This window comes from Terriglobia bacterium (assembly GCA_020073185.1).
Classification (GTDB): domain Bacteria; phylum Acidobacteriota; class Terriglobia; order Terriglobales; family Acidobacteriaceae; genus JAIQGF01.
On record JAIQFT010000031.1, the window covers coordinates 13,945 to 37,419 of the forward strand.

Annotated in this window: 17 protein-coding genes and 1 pseudogene; 10 read left to right on the top strand and 8 right to left on the bottom strand. The window is 61.5% G+C overall.

Going from position 1 to position 23,475, the window contains the following annotated elements:
- Positions 1 to 120: 120 nt before the first annotated feature.
- Both rsmG and LAN64_12470 read right to left on the bottom strand, forming a co-directional pair.
- A complete protein-coding gene (gene rsmG / locus LAN64_12465; GenBank protein ID MBZ5568653.1) occupies positions 121 to 789 on the bottom strand; it encodes a 16S rRNA (guanine(527)-N(7))-methyltransferase RsmG in 669 nt (222 codons plus the stop codon).
- A gap of 153 nt (positions 790 to 942) precedes the next feature.
- Positions 943 to 1,233: a hypothetical protein gene (locus LAN64_12470; GenBank protein ID MBZ5568654.1), complete on the bottom strand. Its 291-nt coding sequence runs from the start codon at positions 1,231 to 1,233 to the stop codon at positions 943 to 945.
- 561 nt (positions 1,234 to 1,794) lie between these two features.
- Between LAN64_12470 and LAN64_12475 the strand changes: the two genes are divergently transcribed.
- Both LAN64_12475 and LAN64_12480 read left to right on the top strand, forming a co-directional pair.
- Positions 1,795 to 2,637: a DUF6159 family protein gene (locus LAN64_12475; GenBank protein ID MBZ5568655.1), complete on the top strand. Its 843-nt coding sequence runs from the start codon at positions 1,795 to 1,797 to the stop codon at positions 2,635 to 2,637.
- A 625-nt stretch (positions 2,638 to 3,262) separates the two neighbouring features.
- Positions 3,263 to 3,454, top strand: coding sequence for a hypothetical protein (locus LAN64_12480; protein MBZ5568656.1), 192 nt, complete (start codon positions 3,263 to 3,265; stop codon positions 3,452 to 3,454).
- A gap of 278 nt (positions 3,455 to 3,732) precedes the next feature.
- Here LAN64_12480 and LAN64_12485 read toward each other — a convergent pair whose 3' ends face one another.
- On the bottom strand, positions 3,733 to 4,182 hold the full coding sequence (locus LAN64_12485; GenBank protein ID MBZ5568657.1) for a hypothetical protein: 450 nt from the start codon (positions 4,180 to 4,182) through the stop codon (positions 3,733 to 3,735).
- A gap of 183 nt (positions 4,183 to 4,365) precedes the next feature.
- On the opposite strand from LAN64_12485, the gene LAN64_12490 reads away from it, so the two are divergent.
- The 3 genes from LAN64_12490 to LAN64_12500 all read left to right on the top strand — a co-directional run bounded on the left by LAN64_12490 (position 4,366) and on the right by LAN64_12500 (position 6,473).
- On the top strand, positions 4,366 to 4,608 hold the full coding sequence (locus LAN64_12490) for a hypothetical protein (GenBank protein MBZ5568658.1): 243 nt from the start codon (positions 4,366 to 4,368) through the stop codon (positions 4,606 to 4,608).
- 373 nt (positions 4,609 to 4,981) lie between these two features.
- Positions 4,982 to 5,398, top strand: a complete 417-nt coding sequence (gene vsr / locus LAN64_12495) for a DNA mismatch endonuclease Vsr (GenBank protein MBZ5568659.1) — start codon at positions 4,982 to 4,984, stop codon at positions 5,396 to 5,398.
- Between the two features lie 25 nt (positions 5,399 to 5,423).
- On the top strand, positions 5,424 to 6,473 hold the full coding sequence (locus LAN64_12500) for a DNA cytosine methyltransferase (protein ID MBZ5568660.1): 1,050 nt from the start codon (positions 5,424 to 5,426) through the stop codon (positions 6,471 to 6,473).
- On the opposite strand, the pseudogene LAN64_12505 reads toward LAN64_12500, so the two are convergent.
- Together LAN64_12505 and tadA are read right to left on the bottom strand one after the other, a co-directional pair.
- Positions 6,470 to 9,402, bottom strand: a pseudogene (locus LAN64_12505) (ATP-dependent helicase). The gene LAN64_12500 and the pseudogene LAN64_12505 overlap by 4 nt on opposite strands.
- A gap of 96 nt (positions 9,403 to 9,498) precedes the next feature.
- Positions 9,499 to 11,607 (bottom strand): Flp pilus assembly complex ATPase component TadA, encoded by a 2,109-nt coding sequence (tadA, locus tag LAN64_12510; GenBank protein MBZ5568661.1) that lies wholly within the window; start codon positions 11,605 to 11,607, stop codon positions 9,499 to 9,501.
- A 260-nt stretch (positions 11,608 to 11,867) separates the two neighbouring features.
- On the opposite strand from tadA, the gene LAN64_12515 reads away from it, so the two are divergent.
- Positions 11,868 to 13,955, top strand: coding sequence for a GAF domain-containing protein (locus tag LAN64_12515; protein MBZ5568662.1), 2,088 nt, complete (start codon positions 11,868 to 11,870; stop codon positions 13,953 to 13,955).
- A 132-nt stretch (positions 13,956 to 14,087) separates the two neighbouring features.
- On the opposite strand, the gene LAN64_12520 is transcribed toward LAN64_12515, so the two are convergent.
- A complete protein-coding gene (locus tag LAN64_12520; GenBank protein ID MBZ5568663.1) occupies positions 14,088 to 14,483 on the bottom strand; it encodes a carboxymuconolactone decarboxylase family protein in 396 nt (131 codons plus the stop codon).
- A gap of 34 nt (positions 14,484 to 14,517) precedes the next feature.
- Entirely contained in the window at positions 14,518 to 15,258 is a 741-nt protein-coding gene (locus LAN64_12525; GenBank protein MBZ5568664.1) for a haloacid dehalogenase type II, read from the bottom strand.
- A 183-nt stretch (positions 15,259 to 15,441) separates the two neighbouring features.
- Here LAN64_12525 and LAN64_12530 point away from each other — a divergent pair, with 183 nt between their 5' ends.
- The 4 genes from LAN64_12530 (at position 15,442) to LAN64_12545 (ending at position 20,438) form a co-directional block, all read left to right on the top strand.
- On the top strand, positions 15,442 to 16,812 hold the full coding sequence (locus LAN64_12530; protein MBZ5568665.1) for a peptidase C45: 1,371 nt from the start codon (positions 15,442 to 15,444) through the stop codon (positions 16,810 to 16,812).
- A gap of 113 nt (positions 16,813 to 16,925) precedes the next feature.
- Positions 16,926 to 18,296: a phosphoglucosamine mutase gene (gene glmM, locus LAN64_12535; GenBank protein ID MBZ5568666.1), complete on the top strand. Its 1,371-nt coding sequence runs from the start codon at positions 16,926 to 16,928 to the stop codon at positions 18,294 to 18,296.
- Positions 18,297 to 18,398: 102 nt separating this feature from the next.
- Complete coding sequence (locus LAN64_12540; GenBank protein ID MBZ5568667.1) at positions 18,399 to 19,130, top strand: NAD-dependent deacylase; 732 nt, start codon at positions 18,399 to 18,401, stop codon at positions 19,128 to 19,130.
- Between the two features lie 114 nt (positions 19,131 to 19,244).
- Complete coding sequence (locus tag LAN64_12545; protein ID MBZ5568668.1) at positions 19,245 to 20,438, top strand: tetratricopeptide repeat protein; 1,194 nt, start codon at positions 19,245 to 19,247, stop codon at positions 20,436 to 20,438.
- A gap of 61 nt (positions 20,439 to 20,499) precedes the next feature.
- Here LAN64_12545 and polA read toward each other — a convergent pair whose 3' ends face one another.
- Positions 20,500 to 23,457, bottom strand: a complete 2,958-nt coding sequence (polA, locus tag LAN64_12550) for a DNA polymerase I (protein MBZ5568669.1) — start codon at positions 23,455 to 23,457, stop codon at positions 20,500 to 20,502.
- Positions 23,458 to 23,475: the final 18 nt, after the last annotated feature.

Genomic DNA, 23,475 nt, shown 5'->3' on the forward strand with positions numbered 1-23,475 from the left:
TTTTCGCGATTTCCGGCCTGCCTCGCACCAGGCAGTGCCGATGGCCGATGGCAGAAGTGCGGAGTTCGCCTCGCTTCAGTTCCGGGCAGGGTCCAGCGGCGCGAGCTCAAGACATTTGAATCATTGCGCTTCTCCAAGGAGGAGCACGCGCTTTGAGGATGCGGGGATCGGGAGCGGATCGGACCAGGTGAGCGTGGGGGCGAGTACGCGGGCGGTCTGGACTTGCGTCGCGCCGATGAGCAGGGCAAGACGGCGGTGGGAGGCGGGTAAGTTTTGCAGCAGGCCGACGGCGGTGGGCAGGATTTGTTGGAAGCGCTCCACGGCGCGCAGGGTGACAGCGCAATCTGCCATTGGCGATTTGCCATTGGCAATTTGGCGGGCATAGAGCTCGGCACGCGTCGCCAGCACTTCGATATCGGGGAGTTGCAGGGTGCGTACGACTTCACGCAAAAATGTCGCTTTACGATGTTTCGATTCCAGGAGCGTGACGCGAAGCCCGGGGTCGTAGATCTTGATCGGAAGGCCGGGAAAGCCGGCGCCGGAACCGATGTCAACGACTTGCGACTTGCCAGGTGTGAGTTGTGGGTGGAGATGCCGGGCGGCGAACAGCGATTCGCCGAAGTGGCGGCAGACGATCTGCTCCGGTTGGCGGACGGCGGTCAGGTTGATGCGGGCGTTCCAGCGGATTAGCAAGTCAAGAAAGGTTGCGAGCTGGGAAAGTTGCGCGTCGGTCAGCCGGGCGCCGCCCAGGTAAGGCGCGAGCAGGGCGGCGATGCGGTCGGGTTCCATCCGGCGCAGAATAACAAAGTTCATGCGCGCTGCGGGCCGCTCTACCGCACTTGTCGTCCAGCGTAGAACTGCGCGGCGACAAAACCTGCGATAGGGAGGCGCGCCGCCCGCGCTTCGGAACGCGAGCAGCGCACGAATCAAATCTCGCGGTGTTCAGGCGCGCTGGGCGAGTTGGCGCCAGACACCTGCCGTCCCCTTCAGGTACAGCAGTCCGACGCAGAGCGAGATCAGCGAAAAGCCGAGGAACTGCACGTAGCGGCCGACGGTGCGTACGATGACGATAACGTCTAGCACGACCTCGGCGCCGCGCAGCACGTAAATGACTCCGATGGCGATCACCGAGCGTGGCGCGCCGAAAAACCGCAGCACCTTCTCGCCGGTAAAATAGAACAGCAGGTGGGCGAGCGCGATGGCGAAGTTGCACATCGCCCCGAGCTGGAGCATGCGTTGCGCGCTGGTTGTGTCGGCTCTGACTCAGCTTCGCTAGTGGGCCACGCCTATGAGCGTGCGCACACCCCAGGCGGCGGCGACGCCGAAGGCGACCAGGAAGGCCAGTCCGACGAACCGTCCGGAAGTATCGCTTTTGCTCCAGCCCTGGAGCACAGCGACCAGTCAAACCGCGAACAGCACCACGGCGGCGACGGCGAGAATCTTGATCCACATGGCGGTATCCTCCGCGCCAGCGCGAGGCGCCACTGCCCTCCCATTGTGCGCACCAACGCACGATCAGGTTAGCGGGTTGGCGCTGGAGTGTCTGTGATCTGGGCGGAAAATATGCGGGAGCATCTTCCCCGGATTTCAAGAATTCGCGAGACGTCGTGCCCCTCTTACGCATTGAACCACCACGCGGTCGCCTCCCCGCCTTCCCGGATGGCATACACCCTAGGTAACCAGCGCGACAGACATCAAAGAGCTATCTCCCATGCTATGCTGCGCCGCAAGCCAGCCTGTGCGGCAGGGACGAACCGCGGCGAACAAAGGAATGCTAAGAAATGAGAGGTAGCCATGTTCGATAGATTCAGCCGGACGTGGGAGCTGACAAAGCAGAGCTTCAAGGTCCTCGCCGGCGACAAGCAGATGATGGTCTTTCCGGTGCTGAGCACGGTGGCGGCCATCGTGGTGAGCGTGAGTTTCCTGATCCCAGTTATCTCCGCCGGCATGTTTGCCCACCGCGGGCAGCCGACCACCAACGCCGAATACGGGATCCTGTTCCTGTTCTACTTCGCCAACTATTTTGTCATCGTGTTCTTCAACAGCGCGCTGGTGTACTGCGCCAGCGTCGGGCTGTCGGGCGGGCACGCCACGGTGAAGGACGGGCTGAGCGCCGCCTGGGGCTCCCTCGGGCGGATCTTCATGTGGGCGCTGGTAGCGGCGACGGTCGGGCTGATGCTGCGCATCCTGGAAGAACGGCTCGGCAAGCTTGGCAGGATTATTGTCTGGCTGCTGGGCATGGCGTGGACCTTGATGACCTACTTCATCGTGCCGGTGCTGGTGTTCGAAGACAACTTGAGCATGGTGGACTCGGTGAAACGCTCGGGCAGCGTGCTGCGCGAAACCTGGGGCGAAGAGGTGGTGAGCGGCTTCAGCTTCGGGCTGATCTGGCTGCTGGCCATGGTGCCCGGATTCGCGCTGCTGGTGGGCGGCATGATGGTGCATCCGCTGGCGGGAATCGCGCTCGGCGTACTGTACTTCCTGCTGCTGTGGGTGGTGGCCGCGACGGTGAAGACCATCTTCACCGTGGCTCTGTATCGCTACGCCACGCAGGGACAGGTGCCCGCGGGATTTACCCCCGCGCTGATCGAGGGCGCCTTCACGCCGAAGGGGAAGAGGCCCGCCGCAGGCGCGTGAATTGAAGATTGAGAACTCTAGGATTGGCTGCGGCGACGGCGAGAATCTTGAGCCGTGTTCCTAGCTGGTGTCATCAAGCATTTGGCTGAGCACGAAGCCAAATTGCGGTGCGAATTCGAGTTTCTGGCGAGCGAGCTGGTTAACCGGCAGGTAAATAACGCCTGCATTACGTTAACCACCCGCCCTCTTCCCTCGTTGTTAATGGAATCAACAACATCAGCACGGTATACCGTGGAAGTGGCACGGTAACCGTGGAAGGCCGTGGCCACGGACCAGCACCCTCCGTCATGTCCCGTGCGTCCCAACAAAACAAAGGAGTTGCGGGAGAGTATCTCGGGCCGTCCCGGGATGCTCTCAGGACTCTGGCGGAGGTTGTTCCAGACGGATCATGTTGTCAAAGAACTAACTGGGGCAACGAGACACACCACCCTTTCTTACGCACTGAGCGCAGGCACAGGTTACCGGGTTGCGGGTGGTAGTGTCTGTGATATGGGCGGAAAAATTTGCGGGGGCAGAGTGGCGCGGGTTCCAGAATGAGAATGCCCCGGGGGCTTGTCGGAGAGGACGCAGGAGGGCAAGAACGCACACGCGAAAACCGCGTTGCATGGAGCACCCGGCGAAAACGGTGTCATGCTACCGGGGCGAGGGACACACGCCGGTGATCTTGGGAGAACCGGGGGATCAGGCGCTGTTGGGAGCGGTCACGCTGGAGATTTTAGGGCTGGTACTTCATCCCTTCAAACGCACGCTGGAACCGATGCGCATGACCCCGGCATCGTCGGGCGCGGAGCCAATGGAAATTCCCGTTCGATTCTGACATTCTATGAAGCAGATCCTCATAAAGAGCAGCATTGTCATGATGAAATCCATAGTGGTTGCTCTGATGTCGCTAACTCTTACCGTGCCGAGCTTCGCCAAACTCCACAAAGACCCCTATCCCGTTCCGTGCAGCCAGCTCTGGACCGCGGTCATGGATGCCCTCAAGACAACACGAAGGCCAGTGCGGTGGGCGCGCCTACGCCCGGATGGGTCATCAATCGCACGGCCTCCGGCCGTTTCTCCGGGGATTGTGTCCACAGCCGAGTCTACGCGCTGCTAATTTCCGCTGCCACTCTTCCGCGCTTCGTCGTCCTGGTACTCAATCTTGTGGCCGCTGCGCGCTTCCATGGCAGCGAGCGTTACGCGAACAATGTCCTTACCGAGCTCCAGCACCGCCGCCTGCTGCTGGCCGTTTTCGTCTTTGTAACCGATCGTCAGGAAATGCTTGCGCTTTTTCGCGATAACCCATCGGCTGACAATCCCGCCACGCCTGCCAACCTTCTGCCCATACTCGAGGCTCTCGATTCGATTGTAAGGAATCTGGAGTTTGCCCTGGCCGTAGTCAAACAGGAAAACCTTCTCGTCGCTGATGGATGAAACTCCTTCTGCTTGCTCCTTGATTGAGCTGACAGTGCCTCCGACGTACATCGTCTTTTGGCCGTCCACTGCCCACAGAGTCGCAAAGCAAAAACACACGAATAGGACAATTGAGAGGGATCGCTTCATTATCGTGCCTCTTAGGAATTCGAAGTATTTGGGAGCAGATCGGATTATCTACCGGTTCTTGCTCTGTGTCATCTCACGCGGCAAGAATGTTCCCTAAATTCTAGGTTCGTTTCGGGAACGAGACGGGGCAGGTCTCGCGCTCCTTCCCGCTGAACTATGCCTACGCGGCCGGTCGCGCACAAAATGGCGTCTGACAGCACGGAAATGACCGCTACCTACAACATTACCGGAGCGGTTACCCAGCGAACCAACTCCGTGCTTCTAAGGTCCCAGGGTACCGGCTGCGAGATGCAAACCCAGTCGAGTTTCAGTTCATTGCACCACAACGATGCGGGTGATTTTAAGAAGCGCGTGGAAGAGTCCCTGGCCAAGCTGAAGGCGTCGAAGCCTTCCGAGCCCGCTAAATCGGCGGACCCAACCAAGTGATTTTGCCAGGTCGGCACATGGTTCCCGCACGGCCGGCGGTTTGCCATGCTTTGCGCCCAAGCGCAAGTTCGCGCTGGCTAATGGCACCACGATTGAGCGCGCCGTCTCGGAGGTTCATCTCCGGTTGCCCGGAGGCGAGAGACACACGCCGGTCATCTTGGGAGAGCCGGGTGACCAGGCGTTGCTGGGAGCGGTGACGCTGGAGATCTTAGGTTCTTCATCCATTCAAACGGACGCTGGAGCCGATGCGCATGCTCCTCGCCTGATAGGTATTTTGTCGCAGAGGACGCAGAGGAAGTCCCCACCCAACGAAAACAGTGTTGGGTGGGGCACCGGCAATTCGCGATACACTGACACCCACAGCGCTTGACTCATGGCCGATCGGGTCGATAAACGGAAAAGAAGCTGGATGATGTCGCGTGTACGCGGCACCGATACGCATCCTGAAATGATTGTCCGCTCGTTCCTGCACACCTATGGGTTTAGGTACTGTCTCCACGTGGCATCTTTGCCCGGCAAACCGGACATCGTCCTGCGCCGGTTCCGCACGGTAGTGTTCGTCAACGGGTGCTTTTGGCATCACCATCAGCACTGCAAACGCTCGCAACTCCCCGCGAGTAATGCACAGTTCTGGAAAACGAAGATCATGCGCAATTCCGCGCGCGATCAAGCGAACGTCCGTGCTCTTCGGAAACTCGGCTGGAAGGTAGTGGTTGTTTGGGAGTGTGCGACCCGGGATTCTGCGCGTCTGAAGAAGGCGGTAGGACCTTTACTCCGCATGCGCCGGTAATTCTCGGGTCGAGGAAGTACTACTAATGAAGCGGATAGCCAGCGGAACTAGCAGGAGACTTACCGCTATCGATGTGTTCGCAGGCTGCGGCGGTGTTTCAGAGGGACTGCGGCGGGCTGGGTTCCGCGTCTTGGCTGCGATCGAGAACGACGCGCTTGCGGCTGAAACCTACCGATCAAATCACCCCACTACGCACCTGTACGAAAAGGACGTGCGGAGCGTCAAGGCTGCACCCCTGATGCGACGCCTGCGCCTTAGGCGCGGCAGGTTGGACCTGTTGGCCGGATGTCCTCCATGTCAGGGGTTTTCATCGCTTAAGCGGCTCAACGGGGGACGCCGAGTGGTCGACCCCGCGCAGAAGGACTTGCTCTTTGAGATGGTACGCTTTGCGCGTGCAATGCGACCGAAAACGGTGATGCTAGAGAACGTTCCCGGCCTAGCGGACGACAAGCGGTGGATAGATTTCATGACCGATCTTCGGATGCTCGGCTACCGTTGCGATTACCGTGTGCTTGACGCTGCGGATTTTGCCGTCCCACAGCGCAGAAGCCGGCTAATTCTGCTGGCCAGCCGGATCGGACGTGTGCCGTTTGCACGGCATGCGAAATTTGTTCGTACTGTGCGAGAAGCGATTGGCAACCTTCCTTGTCCCGGCGATTCCGGAGATCCGTTGCATGACTTGCCTGAGCGTCGAAGTCCTGGTATCCGCCGGTTGATCCAGAAGATCCCGCACGATGGCGGAAGTCGCACGGAACTTGGAGCGCGTTATCAGCTGCCGTGTCACAAGAAATGCGACGGTTTCAAAGATATCTATGGCCGCATGAGGTGGGATGAAGTAGCGCCCACCATCACGGGCGGATGTGTGAACCCGTCAAAGGGGCGCTTCTTGCATCCGGAGCAGAACCGCGCGATAACATTAAGAGAGGCCGCGCTCCTCCAGTCTTTCCCAAGGCGATACCGGTTCGTCCTTTCGGAAGGGAAACACGGGGCAGCGGTGCTCATCGGGAACGCCTTCCCCCCGGAATTCGTTAGAAGAAACGCAGTGCCGATCGCAAGAACACTGCGCGGCTATTAGGGGTTCTGCCGCGCAGCTCCTGCTGCTGGCTCGAACTGCCGGAACGCCAACACCATCTTCTGACCGTTCGGCGTGTAAATTGCCGGAGGCAGCACCGGGGTTGCAAACTCCTGCGGGGCGGCTGGGCAAATGGAACGGAAGTCACAGTCGGCACATTTCGCCCGATGAGGTCGCATCGGGAAGTCACCAGCTAGAATGCGCTCGACTGCCCACTCGACGTTCTGGGTGCCGGCAGCCTGCGCTTGGTCGTCCACCGGAACGTTAACCCGCTGATTGTCCTTCAACAGGTGCACAGCTCCCGTACCAGCGTTCTCGCCCAGAACCTCGCGGGATGCTTTCGCATAAAGCTGCACTTGCAGCGACAGATCCGTCCACTCCAGTTCCGTGTTTTGCTCGGGAGTATCTCCGCCTTCCATCGCTTTGAAATCGACTACCGTGGCTTCGATTATGTTGTTAGCGTCATCGACCTGTAGAAGGAGGTCAATGGCGCCGGAGATCACCGCATTGGTGACCGGAATCTCGAATGTGGCCTCAACCTGCCGCTTCCTCGAAAAGTCCTGACCGTAATCAGCGGCGTAGTTGCGCACGATCTCAGCGGCCTTGGCGCGCGCGCGCTCGTAGGGTCCGGGTTTGTTGACAGGATCGCGGCTCTGGCCCACATGTTTGAGGTGGAAGGTGTCGCGCGCAAGTTCCTCGGCCTCGTCACCCGTGGGTGCGGCGTTGGGGAACTCGGTATGGAGCTTGCCCACGGCTGTATGCACCGTCTTGCCGAAGCCGAACATCTCGGGAATAGGCGGGCTGAAGCCGAACACATTCCTGTACTGATAATCGCGGGGGCAACGCAGGTACGACTTGATTTCAGAGTAGCTCGTGGGCATGACCGTCTCGTCGATGCGGCGAACCCGAGGCCGCGGCGTGAGCCCAGCAGGCAGGGTCGTGGCATCGGTTGAGAGTTCCGGATGTTGCAGTCTAAGCGCGAACCGCGACTGGCGACGCTGGCGGGCGCCGCCAGGAAGCGATTCGCAACCTGTCACATACAGATAACGTTCGGCACGGGTCAGCGCGGTGTAAAACAGGCGCACCTCTTCGACAGGGGTTGATTGGTATGCACCGCGATTGAGTGCATCTTGCATGACGCCGGCCGGAAGCCAGCCGCGGTACGTCCGCCGGTCCCCGGGGAAGCGTGACGCTTCGACATCGACAACGAACACTACGGGGAATTCCAAACCTTTAACGCGATGAACGGTGGAAACCGTCACGGCATCGGGCCGGCGCAGTACTTCTTCCGTGCCGGAGTCGTAGCCAGTTTCCGCTACGTTTTGTAGGAAATTGAGGATGTCGCGGAATCGACCGAGAGAGTCAATGCTCAGGTAGACGGTTTCGACGTCCTGAAGAATGCGGCTGAAAACGCCCAAGTCCTGCATTGTTCCCGAATCAAAGTTTGTCCGGTCGATCCCAAACGCGTTCAGGAGATCGTAAAGGAGTTGCTGAGGGAAAAGACGCTGGCGTGCACCGCCACGTGGGGCATGTATTCGGCGGCCCCAATCGGACAGCACGGCTGCAAACCGATCAAAGTTCGCGTTTGGAAACGCAGCTACGGCACTTGCATTGAAATACGCGAGGGCGGTGTTCCTGTCGGGGGAGCCATTGCGTAGCAGCTCAAAAGCGTCCCGGACCACGACAACCTGCGGGCGATCGAAGATGCCCGCTCCAGAGTCCAGGCTATAAGCGATGTCATTTGCCGTGAGCAATGACGTAAATGGTCCGTGCCGGCGCGATCCGTCCTGTTCTTCCCCGCGCGTCGAGCGCATCAAGATCGCGAAATCAGCTCGCGTGAGTCCGCGAACGGTGCCGTCCTTCTCCACGTATTCGGTCCCGAGAAGAGCCAGTATGCGGCGCACTACCCACTCGGCTTCATCGGAACGGTTGTCGAACCAGAGCTTGCGCAGGTCGCGCGGTCCCGGTATGTCGTCTGCGTCCGGATTCTTTACAATCCTTGCAGCGCCCAGTTCTGCCGCGACAAACTGGTCAGCCGCCACGACGATAGCCCGCGTGCTGCGGAAATTCTTTGGCAGCGGTGGGACGCGCAACCTGGATGACGTTGGGCGAAGGTGAGGATGTTGCCGACGTCCGCTCCGCGCCACGCGTAAACGGCTTGGTCATCATCGCCAACAACAAACAGAGTCTGAGCGCGCCGCCGGAGTTGTTGCACCAGGCGTTCCTGTGACGGGTTGACGTCCTGATACTCATCGACGAAGAGATGCCGCAGTTCAGTTACAGCTCGGTTAGCCGCCGGGTCATCGCGCTCCAGCGCATCTACGACCAGCCGGATCATCAAAGAAAAATCGATAAACTGATCCGCGTTCAGGCGATCGCGGATGTTGCCCAGCACGCGACCAACCAACGGGTCTGCCGCGGCGACATCCTCAATCCGGATAACCTCGTCGTTGACGATCTTCCACGCCTCGGCCACCTCTTTGATGGTGGCGAAGTACCTGGCGCCTTGCGATTGCTGAAGCGCGTTCAGTTCCAACTGGTAGAACCGCGAAATCAAATACAGCTTCAGTCGGTTCTCGTCGAGAACATCGAACTGCCGGTATCGCGCGTCCATCTGCCCGAGAATGTTTTGGCAATACGAATGGATGGTGCCGATGTACATCGCGCCGAGGACTGTAGGATCGAAACCGGCCGCCTCCAATGCTCGCGCGACCTGGAGCTTCATGGACTCGGCTGCCTTGTCGGTGAACGTGAATGCAACGATGCTGGCAGGCGGGACACCTTCTGCCACGAGCCGAGCAACACGAAACGCGGTCGTACGTGTCTTGCCGGATCCAGCGCATGCGAGCGCAAGGACCTCGGCGGCGGGATCCACTGCGGTGGCATATTGTTCGGGGGTCAGGCGGCCACGGAGAAGGTCATCAATGGGCATGAGGGACTCAACGGCAGATAACAAAAAATGAGTTGCTCAATTCTATATCCAATGACCGCGCGGATTGCATAATTGGTAAGTAGATCTAGTAAGCCCTTATTCCTGCACGCTCACCACCTGCAACACTTCCTCGACCGAAGTATCGCCGTTGAGCAGCAGCAGGCCCGCGTATTTCTTCAGGTCGAGCATGCCGTGGCGAATCGCGGTGGCGTGGATTTCCTCGGAGCGCGCGCCTTTGGCGATCATGGCGCGCAATTCGGCGTTCATCTTCATTACCTCGTAGATGCCGATGCGGCCCTTGATGCCCTTGCCGCCGCAAGCATCGCAACCACGGCCTTTGAAGACCTTGGAGCCGCGCGGCAAGCCCATGTAATCGCAGGTCACGTCTTCGGCGACGTACTGTTCCCTGCATTGCTTGCACAGGCGCCGCGCCAGGCGCTGCGCCATCACGCCGATGGTGGAGGAAGACACCAGGAAGGGTTCGATGCCCATTTCGTTGAGGCGGGTGAAGGCTCCCGCGGCGGAGTTGGTGTGCAGCGTGGTGAAGACGAGGTGTCCGGTGAGCGCGGCTTCGACGGCGATGTGCGCGGTTTCCTTGTCGCGGGTTTCGCCGACCAGGATGACGTCAGGATCCTGGCGGAGGAAGGCGCGCAGAATGCGGGCAAAGTCGAGGCCGATATCGCTGTTGGCCTGAATCTGGTTGACGCCGGCAAGATCGTACTCGATGGGATCTTCGGCGGTGGAAATGTTCATGCCCGGATCGTTGATCTCGGCGAGCGCGGAATACAGCGTGGTTGTCTTGCCCGAGCCGGTCGGTCCGGTAACGTACATGATCCCATACGCCAGATTGATCAGTTCGCGCACCAGCTTGAGCGTGGGCTCGTGCGAAATGAGTTTGTCCAGTCCCAGCATGGTGTTGGACTTGTCGAGGATGCGGAGGCAGACCTTTTCGCCCCACTTGCCGGGAAGGGTGGAAACGCGGAAGTCGATGGGCTTGCCTTCCATGTTGACGGAGATGCGGCCGTCCTGGGGCAGGCGCTTCTCGCTGATATCGAGCTTGGAGATGATCTTCAGGCGCGAGATGAGGCCGAGCTGCACTTTCTTGGGCAGATTCTGGATGGTCTGAAGGACCCCGTCAATGCGGTAGCGGATGACGACGTCTTTCTCCATGGGCTCGACGTGGATGTCGCTGGCGCCCTTCTTGATGGCGAGACCGAGAATGGAGTTGGCGAGGCGGATGATGGGCGCGTCCTCGCTAGCCGACATCAGGTCCTGCTTGGATTCGCTGGCGGCTTTATCTTCGGAGACCTGGATGTCGCGGATGATGTCGGACTGAAGCATGTCCATCATCGATTCCGTGGAAGAGGGCGCTGCCGTGGTCACCGCGGCGACTGCGCCCGGTTTGGCAGCCTCCTCTCCCTTCTTCATGAGCTGGTTGTAGGTGGTGCTCATGAACTTGCGGAAGTCCTCTTCGGTGGTAACCACGGGCTCGATCATGACGCCCTTGATGATGCGGCGGATGTCGTCTAGGGCAATGATGTTGTTGGGATTGACCATCGCCAGGGAGAGACGGTTATTGATGAAGGCGACCGGTATGACCTTGTGCTGCACCATCATGGGCTGAGGGAGCAGCGCGAGCACGCGGGCGTCGAACTGCATTTTGGCCAGGTTGATGAACTCGATGCCGACCTGTTGGCTGACGGCTTCCACCCGCTCGGCGAGCACGGTGGTAAGGGCCAGGCCGATCTTGGGGTACTGCAACAGCAGGTCGTGGAAATCGGCCTGCTCGAGCACGGCGCAAGTGGTGGGCTGGACCGAGGTCACGGTGGCGGTGCGGGGCTTTCCGGTGAGCAGCGCCATTTCGCCGAAGTTCTGGCTCGGACCCATTTCGGTGAGGAGGAAGTCGATGCCGGTGTGCGGGTCCTTCTTGCGGACCTCGACCAGGCCGGCGGTGACGAAGAACATGGAAGTGCCCGGTGCGCCTTCGCGGACGATGATCTGGTGGGGCGGGAAATCGCGGCGCCGCATGCGCTTGACGACCTGCTGGCAATCGTCGACGGAGAGGGCGCTGAAGAGCTTGATGCGCTGCAGGAAGTGCTGCGGCTCGGCAGCGGGCTTGGCGCCCTGGGCGGGATCACGCGAAGCGGCAACAGCGGCGTCGTCGCCGCTGGCGGGAATTCCCGCGTTTGCCGGGACAAACGACATGGCTGTTCTCCTAGCACGGAGGTGGCAAGCAGCGCGCCGCAATGCTGGCAGCTCGGCAGCCTCCGCTAAACAATGCCGGGGGAAGGAGAGGGATTATACATCAAGTACTCGGAGAGGCTTGCTGACAGAGCGGGTCCGGCGCACGGGCTAGTTCAGTGGCCGGGCGCGGTAACGGTTCATTTTCCCAGGTCTTTGAGCTATAGTGGCGACGCTGGGGAGCAGCGCGTGCGCGGAGGTTTGCGCGCCCAGGCTGGCCTTATATGAGCACAACCAAGGCGACGCCGAAGGCGAAGGTTTCCAATGCCCTGCGGAGCATGCCCGCGGTCATCTGCTTTGACGGCGACACGCTGGCGCAGAAGGCGATCGCCGGCTGTCAGCGCTACGCGCGGGTGAAGTACTCCGACCTGGCGGGACGCGAGGCGGAAACGATAGTGGTGGTCTCCTCGGAACGGCTGCTGGCGCAATTCCAGCCGCTGCTGCGCGCGCCGAATTTCCGCATCATCGCCCTATCCGATTCCCGCTACCGCGACGCGCGGCTGGACGGCTCCGTGTACGGGTACCTGCCGGCCAATACGCAGCCGTTGCTGGTGGAACGGATGATGGACCAGGCGCTGGACCACATCCACCTGTCAGCGACGCGGCGGGAGGCGAACGAGCGGCTGGATCGCGCGACCAACGAGATCAAGGAGCTGAACGCGATCGGGGCGGCGCTGTCGGCCGAGCACGACACGGAAATGCTGCTGGAGATGATCCTGACCAAGTCGCGGGAGATCACCAAGAGCGACGCGGGGTCGTTGTACCTGGTGGAAGAAGTGCCGATCGCAGACCCGGCGCTGCCGGCCAGCGATCCCAACTCGACCACCACGAAGCTGAGGGCGCTGGAGGAGGCAAAGGAGTACGGCGGCGCCAAGCTGGTGGCCAGCCGCAAAGTGGATACGAAGAAAGTGCTGCGCTTCAAGCTGGCGCAGAACGATACGGTGGCGGTGCCTTTCCGCGAAGCGGTCATGGAGATCAGCGATAAGTCCATCGCCGGATATGTGGTGAAGACGGGCGAGATCGTCAATCTGGAAGATGCGTACCACCTGCCGGAACTGGTGCCGTACTCGTTCAACCGCAAGTTCGACGAGGATTCGGGATACCGGACCAAGTCCATGATCGCGGTGCCGATGCGCAACCCGAAGACAGGCGAAATCGTGGGCGCAGTGCAGTTGATCAACGCCAAGCGGAATTCCGAGGCAAAGCTGAATTCGCTGTCGGCGGTGGTGTCGCAGGTGGTGGCGTACACGGTGCGGCAGCAGGAAATGGTGACGTCGCTGGCGAGCCAGGCGGCGGTGGCGCTGGACAACAGCCGGCTGTACCAGAAGCAGCAGGAGCTGTTCGAGGGCTTCGCGAAGGCGGCGGTGACGGCGATCGAGTTGCGCGATCCCACTACGGCCGGCCACTCGGGCCGGGTGATGAACCTGACGGTCGCGCTGGCGGAGACGGTGGACCGCGCCAGCGAGGGACCGTACAAGCACCTCCAGTTCACGCGCGAACAGATGAAGGAGATCCGGTATGCGTCGCTGCTTCACGACGTAGGCAAGGTCAGCGTGAGCGAGAAGGTCCTGGTGAAAGCGAAGAAGTTGTATCCCGAACAACCGAAACTGATTCAATGGAAATTCCAGTTTCTCAAGCGGAGCATGCAGGTGGAGTCGCTGCAATCGAAGCTGAACTACGTGTTGGAGCAGGGGCGCGACGGGTACCTGTCGAAGCAGTCGGAATTCGATGCATTCCTCGAGCAGCAGTTGAACGAAGTGGACAGCTACCTCGCGACGGTGCTGCAGTCGAACGAGCCGACGGTGCTGCCGGAAGGAAGTTTCGAGAAGCTGGCGGAGATCGCGGCGCGGCACTTCCTCGATTGCGACGGCGCCGACGAGCAGTTGGTGACACCGGACGAAGTGAAGCTGCTGTCGATCCGCAAGGGATCGCTGGATGAAGATGAGCGGATACTGATCGAGTCACACGTAGTGCACACCTTCGAGTTTCTGAGCAAGATTCCGTGGACGAAGGAAATCCGGAACATTCCGGAGATCGCGCGCAGCCACCACGAAAAACTGACCGGCAAGGGTTATCCCAACAAGCTCGGGGCGCCGGAAATTCCGCTGCAAACACGGATGATGACCATCTCGGACATTTTTGACGCTCTGGCGGCCAGCGACCGGCCGTACAAGCGGGCAGTGTCGACGGAAAGGGCGCTGCAAATTCTGGGGATGGAAACCCAGGACGGCAACATCGATGCCAACCTGTTCCGGCTGTTCGTGGAGGCCAAGATATGGGAGCGGTGGCACGAGGAGCCGTTCCCGTATTAGCGATTAGCCGGTACAGTACTTCCCCGGCACTGAAGTGCCGAGCTATTTTCCTTCGCCCCATGCGGGGCTTGTTGTCCGTTTAGCGATTCGCTCGCTGAGCGGGCGACAAATTTCGCCACGACGAATCAGTAGCTAACCGTACAGCTCGGTCAATAATGCGTAGGCGCGGCGGAGGTGCGGGATGACGATGCTGCCGCCGACGGTGAGCGCTACGTTGAGCGCTTCCTCCTGCTCGGGACGCGAAGCGCCAAGGCGGTACGACTGGATGATGTGGTAGTTGATGCAGTCGTCACAACGCAGCCCGGCCGAGGCCACCAGCCCCATCAGTTCTTTGTACTTCGCCGGGATGGCGCCTTCCAGATAGGTGTTGTGGTCGAGGTTGTAGAAGCGCTTGACGAGAAAGTTGTCGGCGGCATCCACGTTCTCATTCAGCCCGCGGCGGGTCTCGATGAACTGGCGCGCGATGGGGCTGCGCGCGGCGGCGTCTTCTTCGGAATGGAGGTAAGCGGGCTCGCGCAGTTCAGGCATAAGAGTTTCGAGTTTCCGTATCAGGTTGCGAGATTCAAGTTTTCACGATAGCCGCCGAGAGCTGGTCGGCAAGGTCAAGAAAATCGGCAGCGGTTACGTCGAACGATTCGGTGGCGGGCGCAGGAGGCGTCTGCGCGGGACCGAATTCGAGCGGACGGGCGACGAAAGCCGTCATCAGGCCGCAGGCGCGCGCGGCGTGGAGGTCCTCGGGGTGCGCGGCCACCATCATGACTTCCGCGGGTTGGCAGCCGAGCAGGTCAGCGGCGCCAAGATAAGTTTCTCGATCCGGCTTGTAGTGACGGAAGAGTTCGGCGGAGAGCACGGCGTCCCAGGGCAGACCCGCGTGTTTCGCCATGTCGAGCAGGAGCGACACATTGCCGTTGGAGAGCGTGGCGATTAGGAACTTTTTCCTCAGGCGGGTGAGGCCGGCGACGGCATCGGGCCAGGGAGTCAGGCGATGCCAGACGCGGTTCCAGTGGCCCCTTTCAACATCCGCCAGGCCGGTGAGATTGAACTCGACGAGTAGATCATCGAGAACGCGCCGGTGGAGGTCGTCGAGTTTCATCCACGGGAGCGCGCCTTGGCGAACCTTGTCCATCGAGGGACGGTAGGCGGCGCGCCAGCGGTCGGCGAAGCGGGGCCCGTCAAGCTGCACTCCTTTGACGCGAGCCCACTGCTCGCTTTCGCGAATGATGGAGCCGCGCCAGTCCACGGTGGTGCCGAAGACATCGAAGGTGAGCGCCTTCACGCCGGCGAGGTTGAGGGAAGCTGACATCGGCACAGAGCTTATCATCGCGGACGTTTTTCGGTGGAGCGAGCAATGGACGCGGTGGGGTTCTGCACATAAACTTATGCGATGCGCTCTGAACAAAATTTCGGTTTGCTGCTACTCCTCACGTTGGCGGTAATTAGCGCGGTTGCGCTGGGCCTGCTGGCGCTGTCGGGCCGGTATTCACCGATGCAGGCGCAACAAATGACATCGAAGGCCGGCGATCGGCGGCTGCAGAAGGCGTGGCGTTTTCAGCGCGGCGGGTGGACGTATGCGCACCTGGAGGGATCGCCGGCGGAGATCGGGTATCAGCACGGATACCTGCTGGCGCCGGAGATCGAGGATGCGTTCCAGGCGGTGAAGTTGGAGGACACGCACAACACCAAGCGCAATTGGGAATTCTTCCGCACGACGGCGCGCGAGGTGCTGTGGCCGCACATTGAAGCGGAGTATCAACAGGAATTGCAGGGAATCGCCGACGGGCTTAAGGCGCGCGGCGTGGCGATGGATTTGTACGACGTAGTGGCGCTGAACGCGTTTGAGGAGGTGCCGGATTATTACGTTCCGTGGCTGGACGCGAAAGAGAAGCGCGCCGGAGCGCCATCGCTGCATGCTCCGGGGAATTGCAGCGCGTTCGTCGCCACCGGAAGCTGGACGAAAGATCACAAGCCGGTGATCGCGCACAACAACTGGACGAGCGTGATTCCCGGGGCACGCTGGCGGATCCTGTTCGACATCGTGCCCGAGAAGGGCTACCGGATGATCATGGATGGATTTCCGGGAGTGATCGTCAGCGACGACGATTTCACCATCAACTCGGCAGGCCTGGCGGTGACGGAAACGACGATCTCGCGCTTTCATGGGTTCGATCCGAACGGCAAACCGGAGTTCGCGCGTGCGCGCAAGGCGACGCAGTACGCGAAATCCATCGACGAGTACGTAAAGATCATGAACGACGGCAACAACGGCGGCTACGCGAACGACTGGCTGCTGGCCGATTTCAATACCGGCGAAGTGGCGCGCTTCGAACAGGGCCTGAAGCACACGCGGGTGTGGCGGACCAAGGACGGATATTTCGTGGGGTCGAATTTCCCGAGCGATCCGGCGCTGATCAAGGGCGAAACCGATTTCGATGTGAACGACAGCTCAAGCTCGATGAACGCGCGGCACGTCCGCTGGGACCAGCTCATGGCGCAGCACAAGGGAAGAATCGACGTCGCGCTGGCGGAGAAGTTCGAGAGCGACCACTACGATTCGTTCCAAAAGAAAGAAGAGGCGAACGAGCGCACGCTGTGCGGGCACGTGGAGACGTCGCCGCGCGGGGTGAAGGAGTGGGACTGGGGGCCGTATCATCCCGGTGGCACGATGCAGGCGAAGGCCGCCGACGCAACCATGGCGAGGAACATGACATTCGTGGCGCGCGCCGGCCATGCCTGCGGCGCGAACTTCAAGGCGGCGGAGTTCTTGGCGGCGCATCCGGAGTACGCGTGGCAAAAGCCAGTGCTGACGGACTTGATTTCGGGGCCGTGGACTGAGATCAGGGCGGGAGAAAAGAAGTAAAGGGCTATCTCTGAGTGGTGAGTGGGCCTGCTCGATAACGAGCGGGCTTTTTCGTGGGACAGGTACGATAGAATCCTGCTTCACCGTGATCTGACGAAAGGACTCACTGGCCGATGAGAATGCTGTTCGGGACCGACGGAATCCGCGGGGTGGCGGGCGATCCGCCGCTGGACCGCGCCACCGTGTTCGCCGTGGGAGCGGCATTGGGGCGGCATTTGAAAGCACAGCACGGGGACAAGGGAGTCGTGATCGGACAAGACACACGGGAATCGAGCGCATGGATTGCCGAGTCGCTGACCCGCGGCCTGCAATGGGCGGGGGCGACGGTGCAGAGCGCGGGTGTGGTCACGACGCCGGCGGTGGCGTTCCTGGCGCGCGGCGGATTCGCGGCGGGCGTGGTGATTTCCGCGTCGCACAATCCGTGGACCGACAACGGCATCAAGATTTTCGGCCACAACGGCTACAAGCTTTCCGACGAGACAGAAGAAAGGATCGAGAGCGACATCTTCGCGCTGCTGCATGCCAATGAAGTGCCCGCGGCGGTCACGCAGGCCACGGAAGCGGCCGCGGTGGGCACGGACGCGGCGTTGCTGAAGCAATACCTGGGATGGCTGGCGGGCAATGTGGCGGGCACGCCGCTGCGCAGTCTGCGCGTGCTGGTGGACTGCGCGCACGGAGCGGCAACGCCGGTGGCGCATGAGGTATTCCGCGCCTGCGGCATCCAGGCCGAGTTCACTTGCGACCAGCCCAACGGCCGCAACATCAACGAGAACTGTGGAGCGCTGCATCCCAAGAACATCGCGGAGAAGATCGCGCAGCGGCGCGGCATCTTCGACCTGGGGATCACGTTCGACGGAGACGCGGACCGGGCGCTGTTTTCCGACCGCGAAGGGCGCGTGGTGAATGGCGACGCCATCCTGTTGCTGTCGGCGCGCGATTTGAAAGCGCGCGGGCGATTGCAAGGCGACACGGTGGTGGCGACCACGATGTCGAACATGGGCCTGGAGGTGGCGCTGCAGCGTAGCGGCATCCGCATGCTGCGCGCAGCGGTGGGCGACAAGTACGTGCTGGAGGAGATGCAGCGGACGGGCGCGACGCTGGGCGGCGAGCAATCGGGGCACATCATCTTCCGTGACGGCGATTCCACCACCGGCGATGGACTGCTGACGGCGTTGCGCGTCATGGAAGTGATGGCGCGCAGCGGATGCGCGCTGCACGAACTGGTGGCCGACCTGAAAGTGTTTCCGCAGACGATCCAGAACGTGCGGGTGAAGGAGAAAAAGCCGTTCGAGCAGTTGCCCGAGATCGCAGCGAAGATCCGCGCCGCCGAGCAGGAGCTACACGGCAGCGGAAGGGTCGTGGTGCGATATTCCGGGACGGAGGCGCTGGCGCGCGTGATGGTGGAAGCCGAGTCGGAAGACAAGATGCGGCGGATCACCGATGAGATCGCGGGTGCGATTCAGAAGGCGTTAGGGATTTCGTAATTTGGTAATTTGAAAACCAAGTCGGCGGGCCAGCGCGCATACGGTCGCGTGGGGTTGCAATTACGATATTACCAACTCACCACATCCTCCCAAGACCGCCACATGATTGATATCGCCGCAAATGATCGTGTGTTCGTGCTCAGCGGCGCGGGAGTGAGCGCGGAGAGCGGGCTGCCGACATTTCGCGGCGCGGGCGGGCTGTGGCGCGGATATCGCGTGGAGGATGTCGCTTCGCCGGTGGCGTGGGCGCGCGATCCGCTGATAGTCTGGCAGTTCTACTCCATGCGGCGTAAGGCGCACGCCGGCAAACTGCCGAACCCAGCGCACCTGGCGTTGGCGAAACTGGAGATGGCGATCGGCGAACGGCTCTTTCTGTGCACGCAGAATGTGGACAAGCTGCACGAGCAGGCGGGCTCGCGGCGCGTGGTACACATGCACGGGCGGCTTTTTCAGAGCCGCTGCGACCGTTGCGATCGTCCGCCGTTCGACGACGAAAATTGCTACGAGGACCAGGTTCCCCGGTGCGACTGTGGCGGACAAATCCGCCCGCACATCTGCTGGTTCGGCGAAATGCCGTACGAGTTGGAGCGCATTGCGAAGGCGGTGGAGGGCTGCACGGTGTTCGTGGCGGTGGGTACGTCGGGCGTGGTGTACCCGGCGGCGGCGTTCGTGGCGCAGGCGCGGGCCAGCGGCAAGCAGCGCGTGCGCACCTACTATGTCGGCCCGGAAGAGCCGGCGAACCGCGCGCTGTTCGACGAGAATTTTTCCGGCAAAGCAGGTGAGTTGCTTCCGCGCCTGTTCCCCTGGTCCCAGCTCGGCGCAGTAACCGTTTGACTTGGACTGCACGGCCGACCTACCCTAATGGCAACGCGTGGTGAGGCCCAGCGATTCGGAGTTCCAATCCAAATCAAACAAGGCAGGTTCGTTACCGCGCCGTCGAGGTGTTCCATGTCTGCGCGACGCACCCTCTCCTACCTATTAGTGTCCACCCTGTTGTGCGCGGCGACGATTGCGCAGGCGCAAGCAGGGTCGGGAAAAAACACGGCCCCGTCAACGACAACGCCGCGAAGCGGCAGCCCGGACGCACAACAGGAACGCAGACCAGTGTTTATGAGCGGACGCGTCACGCTGGAAGACGGCACGCCGCCGCCGGACCATGTGGCGATTGAGCGCGTCTGCAATGGGCAGGTGCGCCGGGAGGGGTACACCGATTCGCGAGGCAACTTCGGGTTTCAGCTGGGGGCGGAGGCGACCGCGCTGCAGGACGCGAGCGTGGGGGCGTTCGACACCATGCGCGCGCCGGGAAGCGGAACCCCCGGCGCTGCCGGCGGCATGCCGATGCTGGCGCCGTCGTTGCAGTCGGCGACGGTGAGCGCGAAGGACCTGACGGGATGCGAATTACGCGCGTCCTTGAGCGGATTCCGTTCGGAACCGATCAACCTGGCGGGCCGCTGGACTTTCAATAATCCCGATGTCGGATCAATCGTGCTGCACCGCATCGGCAAGGTGGAGGGCGCGAGGATCAGCGTGACCACATTGCAGGCGCCGCCGGGAGCGCGCAAGGCGTTCGAGCGCGCGCACAACGCGATGGTGAAACATCATGCCGCCGAAGCGGCGCAGGAGCTGCAGAAAGCGGTGACGCTGTACCCAAAATTCGCGGAGGCATTGTCGCAGTTGGGCGAGCTCTACTCCGAGCAGGGGCGCAAGGACGAGGCCGCCAGGTTGCTGCAGCAGGCCATCGAGGCCGACCCCAAGCTAGTGCCGCCCTACCTGAACCTGGCGTCGCTGGCAGGCGAGCAGCGCGACTGGCCGCGCATGGCGGAGTTGAGCCAGAGGGCGCTGGCGCTGAACCCCTACGAATATCCCCTCGCGTACTTTTACGACGCCATCGCCAGTTACAACCTGCACAACTATGACGCGGCGGAAAAGAGCGCGCGCACGGCGCGGCGGCTCGATTCGCAATACCACATGCCGCGCGTTGAATTCCTGCTGGCCAACATCCTGCTGCAGCGCGATGACTATGCCGGCGCGGCGGAACAATTGCGGTCGTTCCTGAAATCTTCGCCGTCCGGAGCCGAAGCCGACAGCGCGCGCGCACTGCTGGCACAAACCGAGAGCAAGCTGGCGGCGGCGCGGAAATAGGTGTGACAACCCAGTGTGTGAGGGCCGCGGCATTACGCGTTCGGGGGCGAACGCGCTCCACCTATCCCATATCCCGCCAGTTCTTGCCGACGCCGATTTCCACCAGGAGAGGAACTTTCAGGCTATAGACCTGCTCCATCTGTTCCTTGACCAGCGCACGCAGGATTTCGGTTTCCTGTTCCGGCGCTTCGAAGACCAACTCGTCGTGTACCTGGAGGAGCATGCGCGATTTCAGGTGGCGCTCGCGCAGCAGGCGGTCAAGGCGGATCATGGCGATCTTGATGAGGTCGGCGGCGGCGCCCTGCAGCGGCGTGTTGACGGCGGTACGCTCGGCAAATCCGCGCGACTGGAAGTTCTTGCTATTGATATCGGGCAATGGACGAATGCGCCCAAACAGCGTAGTGACCTGCCGATCGCGGCGCGCCTGCTCGATGGTCCGGTCAATGAAACGGCGCACACCGGCGTATCTTGCAAAGTAGGCTTCGATGTAGGCCTTCGCTTCCTTGGTGTCGATGCCAAGCGTTTGCGAGAGACCGAAGGCGGAGAGGCCGTACACGATGCCGAAGTTGACCACCTTGGCGCGGCGGCGTTGCTCAGCGTCCACCATGAGCGGCGGGACACCGAAGACCTGCGAGGCGGTGAGGGTGTGGATGTCGTCGCCGCGGCGAAACGCCTCGACCAGCAGCGGATCGTCGGAAAGGTGCGCCAGCAAGCGAAGTTCGATCTGCGAGTAGTCGGCGGCAAGCAGCACGCAGCCGGGCTCGGCGATGAAGGCAGCACGGATTTCGCGGCCGAGTTCGGTACGGATGGGAATGTTCTGCAGGTTCGGGTTCTTCGACGACAGCCGCCCGGTAACCGCGTTGGTCTGATCGAAGGTGGTGTGCAGGCGGCGTGTGCAGGAGTTGAGCAGCAGCGGGAGCGCGTCAACGTAGGTGGATTTCAGCTTGGAAAGCTGGCGGTATTCAAGCACCAGGCGCGGGACTTCGTGCTTGGTGGCAAGGTCCTGCAGGACGTCCACCGCAGTGGAGATGGCCTTGCCCTTACCGTACTTCACTGGTTTGGGCAAGTTGAGCTTGTTGAAAAGAATGTCGCCGAGCTGCTTGGGAGAATTGATGTTGAATTCCTGCCCAGCCAGTTCGTGAATGTGGCGCGCGACCGCCTGGCAGTCGTGGTCGAGGCGCTTGGACATGTCGGCCAGAACGTCGCAGTCGATCTTGACGCCGGCGTCTTCCATGCGCGCCAGCACCGGTACAAGCGGGAGATCGATTTCGTCGTAGAGCTTGAGCAGTCCGGCCTGCTCGACTTTGTCGCGCAAGGAGGAGGCGAGGCGTCCGGTGATGTCGGCGGCTTCGGCGAGCGACCCGCTCAGCTTGAGGTTGAAGTGGCGCAGCGCAACGGTGGGAAGTTCGTGGTTGGAGTAGGTGGGGTCGAGGAGGAAGGAATAGAGCATGGGATCGTGCTCGACGCCGGCAAGCTGGATTTGCGGTTGCGAACGATCCCCACCCTGTCGCGCGCCATCGGTTACGCTCAGAGCAGGCTCCGCCGAGCGCGACAAGGGTGGGGCAACCGAGAGGGCGTGCAGTGCGGCTTTGTAGTCGTGAATGGATTTCGGCAGCTTGGGATCGGCGAGTGCGGACTTGATGCGCGTGGCGGCGGGGGTGTCGTCAAGCGCGATGGACAGCGCGTGGCCAGGCTGGGCGGAAACGGCGATCTTGTCGGGAGTTGCAGGTACGTCGGGAATGTCTCCGCCCGGTTTCGCCTTCTCGTTTTCGCCGAGGGGCGGCTCCGCCAGGAGCGACAGGGGAGTGGCAACCATGGTTTCGTTTTCGCCGAATTCGCCTTCATCAGTCGCGCTAGAGGGCGACTCGGCCGCGGGGGAGGGCGTCCGCGCCACATTCGCGTGCACGGCAACAGCGAGAGGCGCGTTCTCCGTCACCGATTTGAGCAAGCTCTCAAGGTCGGCGGCGGAGGCGGCGTCGCGATAATCGGTCTCGCCGAGTTCCACTCCTGACGGCAGAAATTCTTTCAGCAGCGCGGTGAATTCCAGCTCGGTGAAAAGCTCGCGGCAGGCGGCAGCGTCGGGCACGACGGCCCGCATCGGTCCCAAGTCGAGCGTGACCGGTACGTTGCTGTCAATGGTTGCCAGATTCTTCGACCAAAGAATCTGCTCGCGGTAATTCTGCAGCGACTCGCGGTACGTTTTCTTTTCCAATTCAGCGGCGTGCTCGATGGCGCTTTCCACCGTGCCGAAGCGCTTAATAATGTCCACCGATCCCTTGTCGCCGATGCCGGGCGCGCCGGGGATGTTGTCGATGGCGTCGCCGCGCAGCGCCATGACGTCCACCACACGCTCCGGCGGCACGCCGAGGATTTCCTCGACCTTGGCAGGGTCGCACAGCAGGTTGTCTTTGGGCGGATTGAGGACGCAGATCTTGTCGTTCACGAGCTGCAGCATGTCCTTGTCGTTCGACACGACGTAGACGGTGTGCGATTGCGCGGCGGCTTGGCGGGCGAGCGTTCCGATGACGTCGTCGGCCTCGAAGCCCGGCATCTCAAGTACAGGAATACGATATGCCTCCAGCAGCCGGCGGATGTAGGGAATCTGCTGCGCCAGGTCGGCGGGCATTTCCGCGCGCTGCGCCTTGTAGCCCTTGTATTCCTGCTGCTGGAAGGTTTGCGTTTTCAGGTCGAACTTGCCGACGGCGGACATTTGCGCCGCCTGCTGGTCGCGGAAGGTGGGCGCGGCCACGTCGAAGACGGCGGCACGGTACTCAGGCGCGAAGTCCTTCACCAGCTTGAGCAGCATGTTGGTGAACACGAAGGTAGCGCTGGTAGGAATGCCGGTCTTGGTGCTCATCGGCCGCTGACGCGCCATGGCGTGATAGGCGCGGAAGATGAAGGACATGGCGTCAATCAGGAAGATGCGCGGCTTGCCGTCGCGATTGGGCGGCGATTTGGGGGGCGGCGGCGCGGGCGCGGAAGGCGCGGGAGTCTGAACGGATTTTTTACGTGAGGGCAACGAATCAGTTTAGCAAGG